General features: G+C 68.3%; 22 protein-coding genes and 1 pseudogene. 14 read left to right on the top strand and 9 right to left on the bottom strand.

Features of this window, described 5'->3' with window-relative positions; all coding sequences use genetic code 11:
- Window position 1 precedes the first annotated feature (1 nt).
- A complete protein-coding gene (locus U3653_RS15935; protein ID WP_195080547.1) occupies window positions 2-1,303 on the top strand; it encodes a sensor histidine kinase in 1,302 nt (433 codons plus the stop codon).
- A gap of 1 nt (window position 1,304) precedes the next feature.
- On the opposite strand, the gene U3653_RS15930 is transcribed toward U3653_RS15935, so the two are convergent.
- Window positions 1,305-1,844: a GtrA family protein gene (locus tag U3653_RS15930; protein ID WP_067803340.1), complete on the bottom strand. Its 540-nt coding sequence runs from the start codon at window positions 1,842-1,844 to the stop codon at window positions 1,305-1,307.
- A 39-nt stretch (window positions 1,845-1,883) separates the two neighbouring features.
- Here U3653_RS15930 and U3653_RS15925 point away from each other — a divergent pair, with 39 nt between their 5' ends.
- The 3 genes from U3653_RS15925 to U3653_RS15915 are packed head-to-tail and all read left to right on the top strand — an operon-like array spanning window position 1,884 to window position 4,341.
- Entirely contained in the window at window positions 1,884-3,104 is a 1,221-nt protein-coding gene (locus tag U3653_RS15925) for a 5-(carboxyamino)imidazole ribonucleotide synthase (RefSeq protein WP_397070742.1), read from the top strand.
- Window positions 3,097-3,612, top strand: a complete 516-nt coding sequence (gene purE / locus U3653_RS15920) for a 5-(carboxyamino)imidazole ribonucleotide mutase (protein WP_195045335.1) — start codon at window positions 3,097-3,099, stop codon at window positions 3,610-3,612. The genes U3653_RS15925 and purE overlap by 8 nt, the downstream gene beginning before the upstream one ends.
- Before the next feature lie 3 nt (window positions 3,613-3,615).
- On the top strand, window positions 3,616-4,341 hold the full coding sequence (locus U3653_RS15915; RefSeq protein WP_195080548.1) for a phosphotransferase: 726 nt from the start codon (window positions 3,616-3,618) through the stop codon (window positions 4,339-4,341).
- Between the two features lie 27 nt (window positions 4,342-4,368).
- Here the strand turns inward: U3653_RS15915 and U3653_RS15910 are convergent, their stop codons facing one another.
- Complete coding sequence (locus tag U3653_RS15910; protein WP_323123971.1) at window positions 4,369-4,734, bottom strand: helix-turn-helix domain-containing protein; 366 nt, start codon at window positions 4,732-4,734, stop codon at window positions 4,369-4,371.
- Window positions 4,735-4,971: 237 nt separating this feature from the next.
- Between U3653_RS15910 and U3653_RS15905 the strand changes: the two genes are divergently transcribed.
- The 6 genes from U3653_RS15905 (at window position 4,972) to U3653_RS15880 (ending at window position 11,372) form a co-directional block, all read left to right on the top strand.
- A complete protein-coding gene (locus U3653_RS15905; protein WP_195080549.1) occupies window positions 4,972-6,171 on the top strand; it encodes an NAD(P)/FAD-dependent oxidoreductase in 1,200 nt (399 codons plus the stop codon).
- 175 nt (window positions 6,172-6,346) lie between these two features.
- A complete protein-coding gene (locus U3653_RS15900; RefSeq protein WP_195080550.1) occupies window positions 6,347-7,306 on the top strand; it encodes an RNA polymerase sigma-70 factor in 960 nt (319 codons plus the stop codon).
- 28 nt (window positions 7,307-7,334) lie between these two features.
- Complete coding sequence (locus U3653_RS15895) at window positions 7,335-8,387, top strand: hypothetical protein (protein ID WP_323123970.1); 1,053 nt, start codon at window positions 7,335-7,337, stop codon at window positions 8,385-8,387.
- A 180-nt stretch (window positions 8,388-8,567) separates the two neighbouring features.
- The gene (locus tag U3653_RS15890; protein ID WP_195080646.1) at window positions 8,568-9,230 is read left to right on the top strand and encodes a TetR family transcriptional regulator; all 663 of its coding nucleotides are present in this window, start codon (window positions 8,568-8,570) and stop codon (window positions 9,228-9,230) included.
- 165 nt (window positions 9,231-9,395) lie between these two features.
- The gene (locus tag U3653_RS15885; protein WP_195080551.1) at window positions 9,396-10,553 is read left to right on the top strand and encodes an acyl-CoA dehydrogenase; all 1,158 of its coding nucleotides are present in this window, start codon (window positions 9,396-9,398) and stop codon (window positions 10,551-10,553) included.
- A gap of 219 nt (window positions 10,554-10,772) precedes the next feature.
- The gene (locus tag U3653_RS15880) at window positions 10,773-11,372 is read left to right on the top strand and encodes a hypothetical protein (RefSeq protein WP_195080552.1); all 600 of its coding nucleotides are present in this window, start codon (window positions 10,773-10,775) and stop codon (window positions 11,370-11,372) included.
- 159 nt (window positions 11,373-11,531) lie between these two features.
- On the opposite strand, the gene U3653_RS15875 is transcribed toward U3653_RS15880, so the two are convergent.
- The gene (locus U3653_RS15875) at window positions 11,532-11,753 is read right to left on the bottom strand and encodes a hypothetical protein (RefSeq protein ID WP_195080553.1); all 222 of its coding nucleotides are present in this window, start codon (window positions 11,751-11,753) and stop codon (window positions 11,532-11,534) included.
- A complete protein-coding gene (locus U3653_RS15870; RefSeq protein ID WP_323123969.1) occupies window positions 11,746-12,264 on the bottom strand; it encodes a DNA-directed RNA polymerase subunit beta in 519 nt (172 codons plus the stop codon). Before U3653_RS15870 ends, U3653_RS15875 begins: the two co-directional genes overlap by 8 nt.
- Window positions 12,265-12,501: 237 nt before the next feature.
- On the opposite strand from U3653_RS15870, the gene U3653_RS15865 reads away from it, so the two are divergent.
- Window positions 12,502-13,386 carry a helix-turn-helix domain-containing protein gene (locus tag U3653_RS15865; protein ID WP_195080554.1) on the top strand — a complete coding sequence of 295 codons (885 nt, stop codon included), beginning with the start codon at window positions 12,502-12,504 and terminating at the stop codon, window positions 13,384-13,386.
- A complete protein-coding gene (locus tag U3653_RS15860; RefSeq protein WP_195080555.1) occupies window positions 13,383-13,586 on the top strand; it encodes a DUF397 domain-containing protein in 204 nt (67 codons plus the stop codon). Before U3653_RS15865 ends, U3653_RS15860 begins: the two co-directional genes overlap by 4 nt.
- A 109-nt stretch (window positions 13,587-13,695) precedes the next feature.
- Here the strand turns inward: U3653_RS15860 and U3653_RS15855 are convergent.
- A pseudogene (locus tag U3653_RS15855) lies at window positions 13,696-13,995 on the bottom strand (GNAT family N-acetyltransferase); the annotation flags it as partial.
- A gap of 31 nt (window positions 13,996-14,026) precedes the next feature.
- Window positions 14,027-15,385: an FAD-binding oxidoreductase gene (locus U3653_RS15850; RefSeq protein ID WP_195080557.1), complete on the bottom strand. Its 1,359-nt coding sequence runs from the start codon at window positions 15,383-15,385 to the stop codon at window positions 14,027-14,029.
- Window positions 15,386-15,617: 232 nt separating this feature from the next.
- Here U3653_RS15850 and U3653_RS15845 point away from each other — a divergent pair, with 232 nt between their 5' ends.
- Together U3653_RS15845 and U3653_RS15840 are read left to right on the top strand one after the other, a co-directional pair.
- Window positions 15,618-15,938, top strand: coding sequence for a hypothetical protein (locus U3653_RS15845; protein ID WP_195080558.1), 321 nt, complete (start codon window positions 15,618-15,620; stop codon window positions 15,936-15,938).
- 60 nt (window positions 15,939-15,998) lie between these two features.
- Window positions 15,999-16,508, top strand: coding sequence for a GtrA family protein (locus U3653_RS15840; protein ID WP_195080559.1), 510 nt, complete (start codon window positions 15,999-16,001; stop codon window positions 16,506-16,508).
- A gap of 107 nt (window positions 16,509-16,615) precedes the next feature.
- Here the strand turns inward: U3653_RS15840 and U3653_RS15835 are convergent, their stop codons facing one another.
- The 3 genes from U3653_RS15835 to U3653_RS15825 are packed head-to-tail and all read right to left on the bottom strand — an operon-like array spanning window position 16,616 to window position 18,567.
- The gene (locus U3653_RS15835) at window positions 16,616-17,269 is read right to left on the bottom strand and encodes a Type 1 glutamine amidotransferase-like domain-containing protein (protein WP_195080560.1); all 654 of its coding nucleotides are present in this window, start codon (window positions 17,267-17,269) and stop codon (window positions 16,616-16,618) included.
- Window positions 17,270-17,272: 3 nt separating this feature from the next.
- Complete coding sequence (locus U3653_RS15830) at window positions 17,273-18,109, bottom strand: maleylpyruvate isomerase family mycothiol-dependent enzyme (protein ID WP_195080561.1); 837 nt, start codon at window positions 18,107-18,109, stop codon at window positions 17,273-17,275.
- A complete protein-coding gene (locus U3653_RS15825) occupies window positions 18,106-18,567 on the bottom strand; it encodes an HIT family protein (RefSeq protein WP_195080562.1) in 462 nt (153 codons plus the stop codon). The genes U3653_RS15830 and U3653_RS15825 overlap by 4 nt, the downstream gene beginning before the upstream one ends.
- Window positions 18,568-18,617 lie beyond the last annotated feature (50 nt).

The following is an 18,617-nucleotide window of genomic DNA, read 5'->3' as shown; positions in this document are numbered from 1 at the left end:
CGTGCGCCGCCGCATCCTGCGTTCCATGCTCACCGTGCTGACCCTCACCACGGTGGTGCTCGGCGTGCCGCTCATCTACACGGCGTGGTTGTGGGTGGAGGACATCACGCGCAACGACCTGCAGAACCGGCTGGACCGGATCGCCGCCGAGATCATCGCGCAGGAACGCGACGGCACCGTCTCCGGCGAGCTGGATGTCCGGTCGGTGGCGCCGCTGGTGCCCGAGAACGGCCGGCTCACCATCGTCTATCCCTCGCGGCAGGACAACGCGGTGCGTCGCGACATCGGTGTCGCCCAGGTGTCCGACCCGCTGGTCGAGTCGCTGTCGATGGGCAAGTCCGCGTCGCTGCGCCTGGAGGTGCCATCCGCACCGATGCACGCCATGCAGCGTCAAGCGGTCGCGGTGGTCGCGCTGGCGGTGCTCGCCTCGCTCGGCGCGGCGGTGTCGGTCGCGGTGGTCACCGCCCGGCGGGTGGCCGATCCGCTCCGGGACGTCGCCGCGCGCGCGGCGCGGCTGGCCATGGGCGATTTCCGGCCCGACCCGCGCAGGCACGGCATCTCCGAACTGGATCGCGTCTCCGACGTGCTCGACTCGGCGACGGTGGAGATCGCCGGACGACTCCAACGCGAACACGCGTTGGTGGCGGACGTCTCCCATCAGCTGCGCAGCAGGTTGACCGCCGTGCGGTTGCGCCTGGACGAGTTGTCCGCGCACGCCGACCCGGAGGTGGTGCACGAGGCCGAGGAGGCGATGGCCCAGGTCGACCGGCTCACCGACGCGATCGACGACCTGGTCCGCGCCTCCCGCGACGAGGACGCGGCCGACCGCGATCCGGTTCCGGTGATGGACGAGCTGCGCGGCGTCGTGGCCGAATGGAAGCACCCGTTCACCGAGGCGGGCCGCACGCTCACGCTCACCGGCGACGAGTCGTTGCGCGCCCCGATCACGGGTTCGCGCCTGCGCGAGGCGGTGGCGGTGCTGGTGGACAACGCGCTCATGCACGGCGGTGGCACGTGCACGGTGTCGGTGCGTTCGGTGCGGCCAGGAGCCGATCGCGAGCCGCTGGTGTGCGTCGAGGTTGCCGACGAGGGGCACGGGGTGCGCGACGAGCTGGCCCCGCACATCTTCGACCGGGGTTTCTCCGCGGGCGGTTCCACCGGTGTCGGGCTGGCGCTGGCGCGGGCGCTGGTCGAGGCGGACGGCGGGCGGCTGGAATTGCAGCGGCGCAGGCCCGCGCTGTTCGCGGTGTTCCTCGGTTCGAAGGCCCGTCCGGCCAGCTCGGTGGCGCCCGAGCCGCGGTGACTCAGCCGCGGCCGAGTTCCTCTTCCACGAGGTCGACGAATTCCGCTTCCAGTTCGCTCATTTCGTCCGGGAAGACCCAGCGGCGCATCGCCCAGAAACGGAACGCCATCTGCAGCAGATTGCCGATGATGAACGCGCTGATGAAGTCGGCGATGTTCTCGACCGTGAAGCTCACGTTGGGCTGGCGCAGGTCGAAGACGTAGCTGGAAATCCACAGCGGGGTGAAGGCGAGAACGACGCCGACGCCGCTGACGACGAAGAACAGCAGCGCTTCGTGATGACGTTCCCGCCCGCCGCGATTCTTGAACGACCATTCCCGGTTCAGAATGTAGGACGCGATCACGGCGATGACACCGGAAATGATCTTGGCCGTGACCGGTTTCTCCGCGAGCACCGTCCACTTGAGTACGTAGAAGATGCCGCTGTCGATCACGAACGTGGTCGCGCCGACGATCGCGAACTTGATCAATTCCCGCTGCCGGTACGCGATATCTTGCAGCGGCTGGGGGAGGACGCTGACCACGTCGTCGACGAATGACACAAGACCGGAGTGTACCGGTCGCTGTCATTTGCGCCGGACATGACAATATTGTCCGACGTGAGCGCACGTTCCTTCGATCCATCGGCCATGCCCACCGTCACCATGATCGGCGGCGGCCAGCTGGCGCGCATGACCCACCAGGCGGCGATCGCGCTCGGCCAGCGGCTGCGCGTGCTCGCCGAGAACCCCGACGACCCGGCCGCCCAGGTCAGCCCGGAGGTGGTGCTCGGCAGCCACACCGATCTGACCGCGCTGCGTAAAGCGGCGGTCGGCTCGCACGCGCTGACCTTCGACCACGAGCACGTGCCGACCGAGCACCTCGAGGCGCTGGTCGCGGAAGGCGTCAACGTGCAGCCGCCGCCGCAGGCGCTGGTCTACGCGCAGGACAAGCTGGCGATGCGGGTGAAACTGAGCGAACTCGGGCTGCCCGTGCCCGCCTTCACGCCGGTGGCCTCGGTCGATGACGCGGTGCGCTTCGGCGACGAGCACGGTTGGCGGATCGTGCTGAAGGCGGTGCGCGGCGGTTACGACGGGCGCGGCGTCTGGATGCCCGAGTCCGCCGAGGAGGCCGCGGCGATCGCCACCGATCAGCTCGCCTACGGCGTCCGGTTGCTGGCCGAGACGAAGGTCGAGCTGAAACGAGAGCTCTCGGCGATGGTGGCCCGTTCGCCGTTCGGGCAGGCGGCGACCTGGCCGGTGGTGGAGACCGTGCAGCGCAAGGGGCAGTGCGCGGTCGTCATCGCGCCCGCGCCCGGCCTGCCGGAGGACACGGCCGCCGCGGCGGAGACCATGGCGTTGAATCTCGCCGGGGAACTCGGCGTCGTCGGTGTCATGGCGGTGGAGCTGTTCGAAACCGCCGAGGGGGAGCTGCTGGTGAACGAGCTGGCCATGCGCCCGCACAACTCCGGGCACTGGGGCATGGACGGCGCCCGCACCGGGCAGTTCGAGCAGCATTTGCGCGCCGTGCTGGACTACCCGCTCGGCGACACCGCGCCGCTGGCGCCGGTGACCGTGATGGCGAACATCCTCGGCGCGCCGCAGGCCCCGGAGATGTCGATGGACGAGCGGCTGCACCACCTGTTCGCCAGGATTCCGGAGGCGAAGGTGCACCTGTACGGCAAGGGCGAGCGCCAGGATCGCAAGATCGGGCACGTCAACATCCTCGGCGACGACGTGGCCGAGGTCAGGGAGAAGGCCGAGCGGGCGGCGCACTGGATGTCGCACGCGATCTGGACCGACGGATGGGATCCGCATGAGTGAGGAACTGGCCATCGCCCCCGCGGTCGGCCTGATCATGGGCAGCGACTCGGACTGGCCGACCATGGAGGCCGCCGCGGAGGCGCTGGCCGAGTTCGGGATCCGGTTCGAGGTCGGCGTCGTCTCGGCGCACCGCACCCCGCAGCGGATGCTCGACTACGCGCGTTCGGCGGCGGGGCGCGGGTTGAAGGTCATCATCGCGGGCGCGGGCGGCGCGGCGCACCTGCCGGGCATGGTCGCCTCCGCGACTCCGCTGCCGGTGATCGGCGTGCCGGTGCCGCTGAAGTACCTCGACGGCATGGATTCGCTGCTGTCCATCGTCCAGATGCCCGCAGGCGTTCCGGTCGCCACCGTCTCCATCGGCGGCGCCCGCAACGCGGGCCTGCTCGCCGCCCGCATCCTCGCCGCCCACGACCCTTCCCTGCGCACCCGCATGGAACAGTTCCAAGCCGGGCTCGAGCAGATGGTCCTGGAAAAGGACGACGCGCTGCGCACCAAACTCCTGGGCTGAGCGGTGCCCGAGGTCCCCTTACCTGGGGGTTCGGTCAACGTCGTGGTGCGGGTCGGCGACACCGTTCGCCGCCGCCCGGCCGCGCGCGCGGATTTCGTGCACGGACTGCTCGCATGGTTCGAGCAATCCGGCTGGGCGGGCGCACCTCGCTTCCTGGGTACGGACGAGCGAGGGCGCGAAATCCTCACCTACCTCGACGGGCAGGTGCCGCTCGATGGACTCCGCTCGCCGTCGACCGGCTCCTACGCGGCCTTGTCTCAGGTAGCGGAGCTGATCCGCGAGTTTCACGATCTGACCGCGGGTGCCGACCTCGCCGGGGCTGCGGAGGTGGTGTGTCACAACGACCTCTCGCCCCGGAACACGGTGTACCGCGATGGCATCCGGCCCGTGGCATTCCTGGACTGGGACCTCGCCGCCCCCGGTCGCCGCATCCACGATCTCGCGCATGCCTGCTGGCAGTTTCTCGATCTGGGTCCCGGCGTCCGCGATCTTGCCAGGACCGCCGCGCTGCTGCGCCTCATGTGCGACGCCTACGGAACCGACGAACGCGCCGAACTCGTCGACACGATCCTGTGGTGGCAGCAGCGCTGCGCGCGCGGCATCGAAATCGCCTCCGTTGCCGGCGAACCCGCCATGGTGCGCCTCAGCGCGAACGGCGTGCCCGCACGCATTCGCGCCGCACAGCGATGGGTCACCGAGCATCGCGCCGAGCTGGAAGCCGCGTTGTAGCGCGACGAAGTCGACCTGCGGCCATGGTCAGATGCCGAGGTCTTGGCCGAGTTCCGCCAATTCGTCCATCGCGGCTCGGCTCTTGACCTCGGCTCGCTGCTGGTACTGCTTCAAGTCGTCGTATCGGATCCGGCGATGGCGACCCACCAGGCGGAAGGGGATCTCGCCTGTCTCCAGCAGCGTCACGACGTAAGGCCGCGACACGTTCAGCATGTCTGCCGCCTGCTGCGTGGTGAGTTCGGCGTGCGAGGGCACCACGGTGACACCGCGACCCTCTGCTGCTTGCGCCAGGATGAAGGCCAACATGCTGACGGCCTGCCGGGGCAACACCAAGGCGTCATCCCCTGGATGCTCAGGGGCCACCTGAATGGTCTGCTCGCCTGGGTGTCGCATCAGATAGTCCTTGATCCGGCGCATCGCGCGAGCTGCGACGTCTGCGTCGATGGCTCCTGGCTCGGCGCGCTTGGCGTCTCGGAAATCGAATGGCCATGCGGCGGCTGCGCGCTGTCGTGTGCGGATACGGTGCGCGCCGCCCAGCGGCCATAGTTCAGTGATCTGCGTCACATCGTGTCAGGATGGTCGGGGATGCGGTGTCTTGTGCTCGAGCCTCTCGGAGCGAAGGAGACACCCATGAGCGAGAACATCGATGTGGTCGTGATCGGCGGCGGGTATGCCGGGGTGATGGCGGCCAATCGCCTGACGCAGCGTGACGACGTGCGGGTGACCGTCGTCAATCCGCGCCAGGTCTTCGTCCCACGGCTGCGGTTGCATCAGTTGGTGGGCGGCACCCACGATGCGGTCGTCGACTATCAGGACGTGCTGGCCGAGGGCGTTCGGCTGGTTGCGGACAGCGTGACGCGGATCGACGCGGCCGAGCGCAGTGTGACGCTGGCCGACGGTGGCAGCCTTCGCTACGACTACTTGGTGTACGCGGTAGGCAGCGGCAGCGCGGGGCCGCGAGTGCCGGGCGCGGCCGAGTTCGCCTACCCGGTCGCCACTTTGGAGGCGGCGCAGCGGCTGCGGTCGGTGCTCTTCGACACGCCGATGACAGCTCCGGTGACGGTCGTCGGTGGCGGCCCGAGCGGCATCGAGACCGCCGCGGAGCTGGCCGAGCGGGGGCGCGCCGTCACGTTGGTGTGTGGCGGTGTCGTCGGTCCGTACCTGCACCCGAAGGCGCGGCGCAAGGCTCGCAAGTACCTTGCCGGGCTGGGGGTCACCGTGCTGGAGGGTCCGGATGCGGCGGTGGCGGCGGTGACGAGCGATGCCGTGGAACTCGGTGACGGCCGTGGGTTGGCGAGTCGGGTCACCATCTGGACCGCCGGGTTCGGTGTGCCGGATCTGGCCGCCCGCAGCGGGCTGAGCACGGACACCGCGGGGCGGCTGCTCACCGATGAGACGTTGACCAGCGTCGACGATGAGCGCATCGTGGCGGCCGGTGATGCGGCGGCGCCGTCGGACCTGCCGTTCCGGATGAGCGCCTATGCCGCGGGTTGCCTCGGCGCGCATGCCGCCGACACGGTGCTGAATCGGATCGCGGGTGAGCATCCGGAGCCGATCGATCTGTCCTTCCCCGCGATGTGCATCAGCTTCGGCCGGGGCGCCGGAATTTTCCAGCTCGGCCGCAAGGACGACACCGCGATGCCGCTGTACTTCAGCGGTCTGGCGGGCAAGAAACTCAAGGAGTTCGCCTGCCTCTCCAGCGTGAAGCACTTGGCGAACGAAGCGCGCAAGCCCGGCTCGCACCACTGGCCCAAGGACGGCAAGCACCGGCCGCAGTTGTTGCAGGCCCAGCGTGGCGGTGCGCAGGCCGCCGCCGAGCAGGTTGTGTAACAGCGCTACAAGAGGTCGCCGGTCGAACTACCTCGACCGGGGAGGGTGCTGCGGCGTCGTCCCTTGCCGCCGCGCCCGTGCGACCTCGGCGATCCGCCGCGAGCGGTGACGTGCGCCGGGGCTGTGTATCGACCTTCCGATGAGCCGGATCGAATTACCAACAGAAGAGGACCTCATGGAAGCAGCCAGTGGAGCCGGTGGGCAACAGTCGGCCGATCCGGAGTCGAAACGCCGCGACAGCGGCGAGCACGCCACCGCCGTGGCGACCGAAACGTTCCTCGCCCACCGCAACCTGCTGTTCACCGTCGCCTACGAGATGCTCGGCTCGGTGGCCGACGCCGACGACGTCTTGCAGGAGACCTGGTTGCGTTGGGTCGGAGTCGACGCGGCGCACGTCACCGAGCCGCGCGCCTACCTGGTCCGGATCACCACGAGGCAGGCGCTCAACCGGCTGCGCTCGGTGCAGCGCCGCAGGGAGGCGTACGTGGGCCCTTGGCTGCCGGAGCCGCTGCTCACCACACCCGACGTGGCCGCGGACGTCGAACTCGCCGAAAGCGTGTCGATGGCGCTGATGCTCGTGCTCGAGACACTGAGCCCCACCGAGCGGGCGGTGTTCGTGCTACGTGAAGCGTTCGGGTTCGACTACGAGGAGATCGCGGCGGCGGTCGACAAGACGCCCGGCGCGGTTCACCAGATCGCCCACCGGGCCCGCCGTCACGTCGAAGCGCGCCGTCCACGCCGGTCGGTGACGGCGCGCCAGGTCGAGGCGGCGGCCGAGGCGTTCCGGCGTGCGCTGGAGACGCGCGACCTGCAAGGCTTGCTGGACATTCTGGCCCCCGACGTCGTCGCCATCAGCGACGGCGGCGGTATCAAGCAGGCCACACCGCACCCCGTCACCGGCGCCGACAAGGTGGCCCGTTTCATCGTCGGCGGACTCACCAGAAACGATGTCGCGCTCACCGTCGAGGTGACCACGGTCAACGGCGGCCCCGCGCTGGCTCTGCATATGAACGGCGAACTGGACGGCGTTCTCGCGATGCGCGTCGAGGACACCCGTATCACCGGCCTCTACTACGTGCGCAACCCGCAGAAACTCACCCACGTCGATGCCGAGACCCCACTCACCCTGCACTGAATCCGGCTCACCTGCTCGAGGAGAAGACATGACCACGCGGGCGCTGCTCGCCGCCGATTCCCTTCCGTCACGATGGCCCACGGTGGCCGGAGCGGTGCTCCTGCTCACGGCGATCGTCAGCGTGTTGCTCGCCGCTTTCGCCTGGCCGTCGGTGCGGTCGTCGGTCCACGATGTGCCGATCGCTGTCGCGGGTCCCAGCGCCGCGGTCGCGCAGGTCCGCGCCGCGCTCGATCGACAGCTGCCGGGCGGCTTCGTGATCACCGAAGTCGCCGACACCACGGCTGCCGAACAACTCGTCCGCGACCGGCGGGTCTACGGGGCGATCGACCTCGGCTCCGGCGGTGCGCAGGTGATCGTCGCCTCGGCCGCCAGTCCGGCGGTCGCCCAGACCTTGCAGGGGGTGGCCGGTGGCCTGGCTCGGGCAGGGAGTCCCGGCGCGACGGTCCGCGACCTCGCCGCCCTGCCTGCCGGTGATCCGCGAGGAGCCGGTCTGGCCGCAGGCGCCTTGCCTTTGGTCATGGGTGGTCTGTTGGCCGCGGTGCTGCTGACCAGGCTTGTTCGCGGCACGTTCCGCAGGGTTGTCGGAGCGCTGGCCTTCGCGACCACGGGCGGCCTGGCCGTGGCCGCGATCCTGCAGTTCTGGCTCGGGTCGGTGAGCGGTTCCTACCTCGCCAACGCCGGCGCCGTCGGCTTGTCCATCGCGGCCATCGCTTCGACCGTTCTCGGGCTCGAGGCGCTGCTCGGATACGCCGGGATCGGGATCGGCGCCGTCGTCATGATGCTCATCGGCAACCCTCTCTCCGGTACCGCCACCGCGCCCGAGATGCTGCCCGGCTGGTCCGGCGCGCTCGGCCGGATGTTGCCGCCCGGTGCCGGTGGGTGGTTGTTGCGGTCCACCGCGTTCTTCGACGGCCGCGGCGCCACCCACGCTGTTCTCGTCCTGCTGGCCTGGCTCCTGCTCGGGCTGTCGTTGTGCCTGGTCGGGGGGCTGCGTGCGCGCCGTGCGGCAGGTGGCGCGAGAGGACTGCGCGGGACGCACGGATCAGCGGCGCCGGGCCATGTCGGTACCCTCGCGAGTTGACCTGCACTGCCTTCGAGATGGTTCGGGCATGTAGTGCCTATCTTCCCGCGGCGCAATCGAATCCACGGCGCGACTCGGCACCCTCGCCTGCCGATACGGCGAAAGCTCCCGGTGTGGGGACTCGCGCTCTCGGCCCGCTGACTACGGTGTGAGGTCGTGACTACAGGGGATATCGCTCGGATGCGGGGAGGCGACGACACCGCGCATTTTCGGCTCACGGTGGTGGATCAGGCGCTGCGGTTGTTCGCCGAGAAGGGGTACGAGGCGACGACCGTCGACGAGATCGCGGAAGCGGCGGGCATCTCGCGGCGCACGTTCTTCCGGCAGTTCCGGTCGAAAGAGGACGTGATCTTCGCCGACCACGAGTCGCAGCTGGCGCAGGCCGCGGAGTTCCTGGCCGCCTCGCGCGAGGACCCGTGGGAGGCGGTGTGCTCGGCGGTGGTGCAGGTCTTCGAGCGGTTCACGCAGTGGCGGGAGATAGCGGCGCGGCGCTATCAGGTGGTCCGGCGGGTGGCCGCGCTGCGGGAGCGCGAGATCGTCACCGTGTTCCGCTACGAACGGCTGTTCACCGACTACCTGCGCGAGCGGCTGCCCGATGCCCCGGATCTGGCGCGGGTGCAGTTCACCGCCGCTGTGACGGCGACACACAACTATCTGCTGCGCCGGATGGTGCGCGGCGAGTCGGACGCGGGTGCGGCGGACCTGCGCATGGAGCTGGCCGCCATCCCGCGCGGAGCCGGGCGCGCCGCGGACGCCGACGAACTGGTCGTCGCGGTGTTCCCGCGCGACGTTCCGCCCAGGCAGATCGCCGACCTGCTGGTCCGCAAGCTCGGTTCGCTGTGATCCGGCCCGGAGTGCGACCTATCTGACACTGAGTGCCACCTCATTGGCCCACTTGATCGGCCCCCATGGGGGTATACTCGACTCATATGTGGCACTGAGTGCCGATTTGCTGCTTTTGTTCCACGGAAAGCGGCGCCGACCACCGACGATCAGGAGTGAAGCCCGATGGCGGGAAACCCCGATTTCGACCTGTTCAAGCTCGAGGATTTCCACGATGAGCTGCGCGAAGCGATCCGCGCCCTCGCGGAGAAGGAGATCGCCCCGCACGCCAAGGACGTCGACGGCAACTCCCGCTTCCCGCAGGAGGCGCTGACCGCGCTCAACGCCTCCGGCTTCAACGCCGTGCACGTGCCCGAGGCCTACGGGGGTCAGGGCGCCGACTCGGTGGCCACCTGCATCGTGATCGAAGAGGTCGCGCGCGTCTGCGGTTCGTCCTCGCTGATCCCGGCGGTCAACAAGCTCGGCACCATGGGCCTGATCCTGAACGGCTCCGAGGAGCTGAAGCAGAAGGTGCTGCCGGACATCGTCAACGGCGAGATGGCCTCCTACGCGCTGTCCGAGCGCGAGGCGGGCTCCGACGCGGCGAGCATGCGCACCCGGGCCAAGCAGGAGGGTGACGACTGGATCATCAACGGCTCCAAGTGCTGGATCACCAACGGCGGCAAGTCCTCCTGGTACACCGTGATGGCGGTGACCGACGCGGAGAAGGGCGCCAACGGCATCTCGGCATTCCTGGTGCACAAGGACGACGAGGGCTTCGTGGTCGGCCCGCTCGAGCACAAGCTGGGCATCAAGGGCTCGCCCACCGCCGAGCTGTACTTCGAGAACTGCCGGGTGCCGGGTGACCGCATCATCGGCGAGCCGGGCACCGGCTTCAAGACCGCGCTGCAGACCCTCGACCACACCCGCCCCACCATCGGCGCGCAGGCCGTCGGCTTGGCCCAGGGCGCGCTGGACGCTGCCATCGCCTACACCAAGGACCGCAAGCAGTTCGGCAAGTCGATCGCCGACTTCCAGAACACCCAGTTCATGCTCGCCGACATGGCGATGAAGATCGAGGCCGCCCGCCTCATGGTGTACACCTCGGCCGCCCGCGCCGAGCGCGGCGAGCAGAACCTCGGTTTCATCTCCGCCGCCGCCAAGTGCTTCGCCTCCGACGTCGCCATGGAAGTCACCACCAACGCCGTCCAGCTCTTCGGCGGCGCGGGCTACACCACCGACTTCCCGGTGGAGCGCATGATGCGCGACGCGAAGATCACCCAGATCTACGAGGGCACCAACCAGATCCAGCGCCTGGTGATGAGCCGCGCCCTGCTCAAGTGAGGTTGTTGTAGATCGCCGGATGTTCGGGCGTGCCTGCAACCGCGTCTCAGGCCGTCTCCAGGCCGTCGAGCAGCACAGGCCGCCCGAACATTCTGTCGATCGCATCGCCGCGCCCGCTCAAAGCTCGACGGCCCAACTGTCAGCGGGGCCATCCCGTGCGTGCTTCACCTGCCTGCACCGAAAAGCGCAGATACACAGTAGAAGCCGTAGGCTATCCCCATGGCATGGCAGGAACTCGTGGTCAAGCTTCTCGAGATTGTTGTGTCGTGGCCGGTCGTGGTGGTGGTTGGGCTGGTTATTCTTCGCAAACCTCTTAGAAGCGTGGTCGAGCGCCTCACCCGAATCGAGGCGTTCGGTGTCACGGGAGATTTCGGCGAACGACTGGCCCAGTTGGAGGAACATGTCGACGAGCTCGAGGCTCCATCCACCAACGGAGAAGGCGATACCGCGGAGCGGCGATCGGGAACGCCGGCCGATGACTTCAGCGGCTACGACGGTCTACTCCGCATCGTGCAGGCTATGCCAGAGCTGGGTGTTGTGAAAGCGTGGATGGACGTCGAACGCGCGATAGACCTGCTCTACGAGCAGCTCGAGCCCGGAGACCGTCGGCCGAAGCCGATCTACGTCAAGGCCAGAAGCCTTGTGGGTGCGGGAGTTCTTCCTGACCGTGTCGTCAAACCACTCGATGAACTCAGGGCCCTTCGCAATCAAGTCGCACATGGGCTGCACAAGCCGAACGTCGGCGAGGCGTTGACCTACGTACAACGAGCGGAAGAGGTGACCCGCCTCTTGGCCGCAGCGGGCTCGCTCGACTCGTAACCCGGCAAGACGACTTACTCCAGCGAAAGTCCCCATCCACCATGGATGGCCGCCACGAGTGGCACATGGTTGCGGCAAAACGCGAGTGCACCTCTCGCTGGTGTGCCACTCGTGTACGTATGTCGCCGACTTTGCCGGGGCGATGACGGTGGGGTGCTGTCAGGGCTCCAGGTAGAGGCGTTCGCATGGGAGCCTCGGGTAGGCGTCGGTGGTGTCTGTGGATACTTCCACCGCGTCGTGCCAGTGCCGGGCGCGCCATTCCTGGACGAAAAGGCATGCGGCCGTTACGCAGGCGACGAAGTCCATGCGGGCTCCGTGCCAGAACACCGACAGGTGGACATCCGGCTCGGACGGGATGGGGGAGACTGCGCGGTCAGGCATATGTGGTCACCCGCCGACCACGCGCGAGCTTCGCGGCCACGCAATGGCGGACCGCCGCGATGACTACGCAGCCAGATGGGCGAAAGGCCGTGTTCGGGTTGGTAATCCACGCGCGGAACTTGGTCCCTCGGTCAGCGGGGCTCGGCAGCGCGATCATGCCGCCGTAACGGATGATGGACACGTTCAATCGGAACATCTCGGCGAACAGCGGCACGTCGTCCGGCAGATCGGGGCGGATGAGGAACGTCCATCGATTCGAGCGCGGATGCGACAGGATCGGCCCCAGCTCGTGGCCGTGGTCCTGCATCCACACCTTCACGTGCTGTCCGAGCACGGCGGGCATGGTTATGCCCCAGACCATTCCGGTGCGGACGACGATCCGCCCGATCTGGGGAGGGTCCACGATGGCGGGTAGACCGCATACCTGCCGGTAGTAGTGGCAGCGAGACAACGGCGTGTCTCCGAACGCTATGTGGCGCATCGAGACCTCTGCTTCATCGGAGGGGTTCATGGTGCGCCCGAGGCTGCGGCAAGTCCCCGGTCCACAGCCGGGTCGAGGACGAACTATGTTGCGGGATGTCGCTTTCCGCGATCCCTCTGCCGGGCGCTCATTCAGAGAACCACTGGACCAAGCCGATGAACTACGTCACTATGAGATCTCATCAGCTCCACCAGCATGTTTTTCATTTTGAGATGAGAATCGGCCCGGCGATGAGAAGCCAGGGCCGCCCGAGTGGACAGGAATCGCATGGCCGAAAGTGGTGGCTCCACCCTCCCGCGCCGTCAGCTGGGCAGGCATCTGCGGAACGGACGTGAAGCGGCGGGATTGACATTGGCCGATGTCGGTGAACGGATGCAGTGGAGTGTCAGCACCGTTCAACGGATGGAAGTCGGCAAGACCGAGCGCATTCGCACCGTCGATGTGGAGGCGCTGTGCAAGATCTACGACTTCACCGAGGAGTACACGAACGCGTTGGTCGGCCTGGCGAAACAGGCCAGCGTGAAGTCCTGGTGGCACGAGTTCGGCGACCTGATTCCCGAGAACTTCGATGTGTTCGTCGACCTGGAAGCCACCGCGCGGTCGCTGACCTGGTACGAACCGGAACTGGTGCCGGGAATCTTCCAGACGCCCGCGTACGCGAGTGGGTTGATTCGTGCCGTCTACCCGGATGACACAGCGCTGGAACACGAGCGTCGAGTACATCTCCGGCGCAAACGCCAAGCATTGATAACGCGAAAAACGAAACCTGTGAGCGTGAACGCCATCCTTCGCGAGTCGGTGCTACGCGGGCTGGTTGGCGACGATCGAGTCATGTCCGCCCAGCTCCGTCATCTTGTGGACCTCATGGGTTTGCCCAACGTCACGATTCGGGTGCTTCCCTTCTCGGCTGGATTCCCCATGGGCGTGGCTGTCGGTCCATTCGTGATCTTGAAGTCTGGGGGCGACGGCAAACGACAACCGAAAGAGCCTACTGTTGTCTACGTTGAGAGCTTCACAGGTGATCTGTACCTGGAGAAGCTCCGCGCCGTGAATCGGTATGTCGACGCCTACCGGCAGCTCGAGCGCGCGGCGCTGGATCCGGATCAGAGCAAGAATCTGCTCCGGCAGATGGCAAGGGAGTACACACGGTGAATGCAGACCTCTCTGAGGCGAAGTGGTTCAAGAGCAGCCGTAGCGGTGGCGACAAAGCATGTGTGGAGGTCGCGTTTCTCACGGGCGGCGTCGGTGTACGGGACTCGAAGAACCCGGCCGGCCCAGCACTGATCTTCACGCCGGACGAGTGGGACACCTTCACCACCGGCCTTGCTGACGGCACACTCGAACGCTCCTGACCCAACCATCCCCACGGGAGCCTGCGGAGCACCCCGCGAGTGGCACATGGCTGCGGCGAAACGCGACTAGACCTCTCGGTGGTGTGCCACTCGCGGGTGCGTCGAAGGTCTACTTGACCAGGTCGGCGTATTCGCGGTGCTGGGAGATGTACTGCTCGACGTACCAGCAGGTGGGGATGACCGAGAAACCGGCGGCGCGGGAGTCGTTGAGGGCGTATTCGACGACTTGGGCGGCAACGCCTCGGCCTCGGAATTCGGGGAAGGTCAGCGTGTGGTGGAAGTCGCGGGTCTTGGTGTCCTCGCGTTCGGCGTAGTCGGCGTACCCGGCGAGGGTGTCGTCGATGTAGATCTCGAAGCGGGTGTCGTCGACGTTGTGTTCGAGCCTGGTCGTCATGTCGGGGTAGAACTCCTCGTGCGAAGGGAATGTTCCGGCGGGGCGGTCAGAGGATCGCGCCGGGGTTGAGGATGCCGTCGGGGTCGAGTGCGTCCTTGATGCGGCGGGTCAGGGCCATCACATCGGGGCCCAGCTGATCGGGCAGCCAGGCCTTCTTCAAGCGGCCGACGCCGTGTTCGCCGGTGATGGTGCCGCCGAGGGCGATGGCGAGGTCCATGATCTCGCCGAAGGCGCGGTGCGCTCGCGCGGTGTGATCGGCGTCGGTGGGGTCGTGCACGATCAGCGGGTGGGTGTTGCCGTCGCCCGCGTGCGCGATCACCGACACCGTCACCGCGTTGCGCTCGGCGATCTCGGCGACGCCGCTCACCAAGTCGCCGAGCCGGGGCAGCGGCACGCCGACATCTTCGAGCAGCAGCGGCCCCAGCTTCTCCACGGCGGGAATCGCCAAGCGTCGTGCGGCCGTGAACGCCTCGCCCTCGGAAGGGTCCTCGGTGTGGAAAACCTCTGTCGCGCCTGCCTTCTCGCAGGCCGCCGCCATGATCTCGGCTTCGCGCCTGGCGAATTCGCCGGGGGCGTCGGATCGGGCGACCAGTAGCGCGGCCGCCTTCCGGTCCAATCCCATCCGCAGTTCGTCTTCCACGGCGTTGATCGACACCGAGTCCATGAACTCGAGCATGGACGGGCGCAGTTCGCCGGTGATGGCCAGGATCGCGTCGGTGGCGGCGGTGAGCGTGGGGAAGCTGGCGACGACCGTGCTCTGCGGCGGTTGCGCGGGCAGCAGCCGCAGGGTCAGCTCGGTGATCACGCCCAGCGTGCCCTCGCTGCCGACGAACAGCTTGGTGAGCGACAACCCGGCCGAGTCCTTCAAACGAGGACCGCCGAGCCGCACGACCGTGCCGTCGGCGAGCACGACCTGCATGCCGAGCACGTAATCGGTGGTGACCCCGTACTTCACACAGCACAGGCCGCCCGCGTTGGTCGCGGCGTTGCCGCCGATCGAGCAGATCTCGAACGACGACGGGTCGGGCGGATACCACAGCCCGTGCTCCGCGACCGCGCGCTTGACCTCGGCGTTGAGCAAGCCCGGCTGCACCACCGCGGTGCGGGTCACCGGGTCGACGGAGATCTCCCGCATCCGCTCGGTGCTCAGCACGATCGCGCCGTCGACGGCCGTCGCGCCACCGGACAGCCCCGAGCCGGCCCCGCGCGGAATCACCGGGACGCGCCGGGCGGTGGCCCAGCGCAGCGTCGTGGCCACGTCGTCGGTGCGGGTGGCACGCACCACGGCCAGGGCGGTGCCCGCGCCGGGATCGCGGGCCCAGTCCTGCCGGTAGCTCGCCAGCAGGTCGGCATCGGTGAGCACCGCGCCGTCGGGGAGCGCGGCGATCAAGTCATGCAGGTCCACCACCTCACGCTAGCTCCCCGTGCCCGATATTTGCTGATCGGGCGACCCGCGCGCCCGTGGCGAACGGAAGCCCCGGAATGTGATGTCACCCGCCACAGTGGTATTACCGCCTACGGGAGACCAGAATGCCGACAGGGGCTTGACTGTTCGGGGCATCGAGTTCTCCTGGCGCTGTGTCGTGGCGCCGGCAGTCCATGCGGTTCGCCGCGTACCACTTGGAGGGATGGAACGGATGCAGGGCGAACAACCGAGTCGCCGGGAACTGGTCGCCGCGATGTTCTCCAGCGAGTTCGTCGAGGACGGCTTCGACCCGGACGCGCTGCGCCGGGTGCACGCGGGTGAGCACGAGGAATGGCTGACCGCGCTGGACCGCTCCGGTGTCTTCGGCAAGGAGGCCGTCGCCGAGCTGGCCGACCTGTGGCGGCGCGAGCCGCGCGAGTTGCTGGAGGCGCTGCTCGCGGAGGCGGACGATGTCGCGCGGCGGCGGTGCATGGCGGCCTGGGCGAGCCTGGAGCACGCCGCGGAGAATCCCGGCCAGGCCCAGATCGGCTGAGCCACCCCGCGGTCGCCGTCCGCTCATCTGCCGGACATCTGCCGCTGGCACGCTGGCCGCGTGCACGAGCTGTCCGAGACCGCCGACACCATCGCCGACCGGTTCACCCGCTGGTGCGAGGCGGTCGCGCACCGGCTGCCGTTCGGGGTGAACCGGCTCGTTCCGCCGACCTTGCTCGGCTTCGCGCTGATCAACAGCGGCACCTTCGCCGTCGACTTGGCACTGCTCACCGTTCTGCACGGCTGGTTGGATCTGCCGGTGTGGTCGTCGGTGACGGTGGCCTACGTCTGCGCGTTCGGGCTCGCCTTCGTGCTCAACCGCACGTTCAACTTCCACTCCCACGCTCCGGTCGGCAGGCAGGCCGCGGTGTACGTCGTGGTGGTCGTCGTCAACTACCTCGCGTTCATCCTCGGCATCGGCAGCGGACTCACCGCGCTGGGCCTGGAGTACCACCTGTCCCGATTGCTGGCGGGTGCGTGCGAGGCCGTCTACATGTACAGCGCGATGCGCTGGGTGGTCTTCCGCCGCGCGGCCGAACCGGAACCCGGACTCGCGCCCGACGCGATGTAGGTGTCAAGGTTTTCGCAGACGCCGCTAGCTGAGCGGATGCTTCGAGTGAGCCGCGTGCGGACGAGGTGACCGCCGCTCTGGAGAGCCCGAGTGCGAGCGGGGAACGATTACGACGCGGCCCGATCGACCAGCACTTCGGTGCGCTCGCCGTCGACGACGATCGCGTCGTCGTCGGTCAACGCCCAGTGCGCGACGCCATCGGCGCGGTAACGAGCCGCGAGGCGAGTGCAGTCACCGGTGGGGTCGGTGGCCGAATCGATGTGCGGCACGATCCGGCGGTCCACCAAACCCAGTCCGTCCCATCGGGGTTCGACGCCGCACGCCGGTTGCACCTCGGCCGGATCATCCACCGATTCCAGGCCGTGCAGGTCCGGGGTCATCACACAGGCCCCGGCGCTGTAACCGGCGTAGACGAGCGCGTCGGCGGCGAGCAGCCGGGGCAGAATCCGATCCGCGCCGCTGCGGGCGAACTGGGCGCGCAACACGAACGTGTTGCCGCCGCGCACCCACAGCAGCGGGAACTGCGCCAGCTTGCGTTCCAGCTCGGCCTCCCGGCCGACGTACTCGCGCAGGTCGAGCACCTCGGGCCGGTAGCCGAGTTTGCGCAGCGGCGCCAGGTCGCTGGTCACCGCGCCCGCCCATGCCCGCGGCCAGGCGTCGCAGGCGTTCGGGATCAGCGCGACCCGGCCCGGCGGGCCCGCGAGCGCGGCGAGCCGGTCGTAGTGCGCGCCGAACCGGTAGCTGGACAGGAACAGTCGCACGGGTCAGATGGTGAAGGCCAAATGGCGGACGAGGCGCTGCCCGAGTTCGTCGTCGCCCTCGATGGTGATCTCGTCCACGTGCTCTTCGGCGGTCGTCCGGCCGCCGCCCAAGCGCACGAAAAGCCCCGAATCAACGGTGATCTCGACGGTGGCGGGTCCGTCGAACGCGTCCACGTAGCTCGCCCGGCCCGCCACCTGGATGCGCAGGGTCCTGGCCAGCGGACCGGTGAGCGCGAAGGCGATCCGCGCGCCGTCCGGCGCCTCGCCCTTCTTCGCCACCACACGCGGGATGCTGCCGGCGAACTCGGCGAACGCCATCTCGCCGCGGGGGCCGCCCTCCGCCACCCGCACTCCGAGCGCGTCGGCGATGTCGAGTTCGTGCATCCAGCAGTCGAACAACCGCACCCGCATGAACCTGCCGTAGGTCACCTGGCCGATCGGCGACACCGTCTCCTTCTCCCACTCCGCATCGTCCATCGCCGCGAGCGCCGTGCGCCTGCGGTCGATGACCTCGCGATACAGCTCGAGCAGGCGGGCGCCGGGCAGCGGGCGCAGGCGGTCGACCCAGATCTCGTTGAGCACCGCGGTCTCGTTGCGCACGTAGGGCAGCGTGCGCACGTCGGTCTTGGCCCTGGTGGGGTCGTGCGCGGGCGGCCGGTCACCCAGCAGGAAGGATTCGGTGCCGATGACGTGGGCGACGATGTCGAACACGGTCCAGCCGGGCAGCGACGACGGGGTGCGCCAGCGTTGTTCGTCCAGCGGGGCGATCAGCGCGTCGATCGCCTCCCACTGCCGCGACAGCAGGTCGATCAGCGTGGCCCGATCGATCGTCTCGGTCATCCCTCGTTTTCCTTTTCCGGGCTCGCGCCCTCGTTGTCCAATGCCGCGATGCCGTCCCGGATGGCCGCGGCGGTGGCGACCGGATCATGCGGACGGCGCAGGAGAAAGCCTTTTGCGAACCGCAGCGTGTCTCCGTGTCTGCGCGGGATCACGTGCAGGTGGACGTGCGCGACGGTCTGGAACGCCGCCCTTCCGTCGTTGAGCACCAGATTGGCGCCGTCGGCGGCCAGGCTGCTGCGCCGGATGGCCAGGGCGAGCCGATGACCGACGCGGAAGATCTGCGCGCCGAGTTCGGCGTCGAGGTCCTCCAGCTCGGCGGCGTGCCGCTTCGGTATCACCAGCGTGTGCCCACGCGCGATCGGCCGGATGTCGAGAAACGCGCACAGCGTGTCGTCCTCGTACACTTTCGCCGCCGGTGCCTCGCCCGCCACGATGCGGCAGAAGACGCAGTCGTTCACACGCTGGACCATACGGCGTACGAGCCGAGCCGAACACCCCGGATCCTCGA

This window comes from Nocardia implantans (assembly GCF_035544775.1).
Classification (GTDB): domain Bacteria; phylum Actinomycetota; class Actinomycetes; order Mycobacteriales; family Mycobacteriaceae; genus Nocardia; species Nocardia implantans.
The sequence above is the reverse complement of the archived record's forward strand: the minus strand, read 5'-3'. Positions and strand labels throughout refer to the sequence as shown.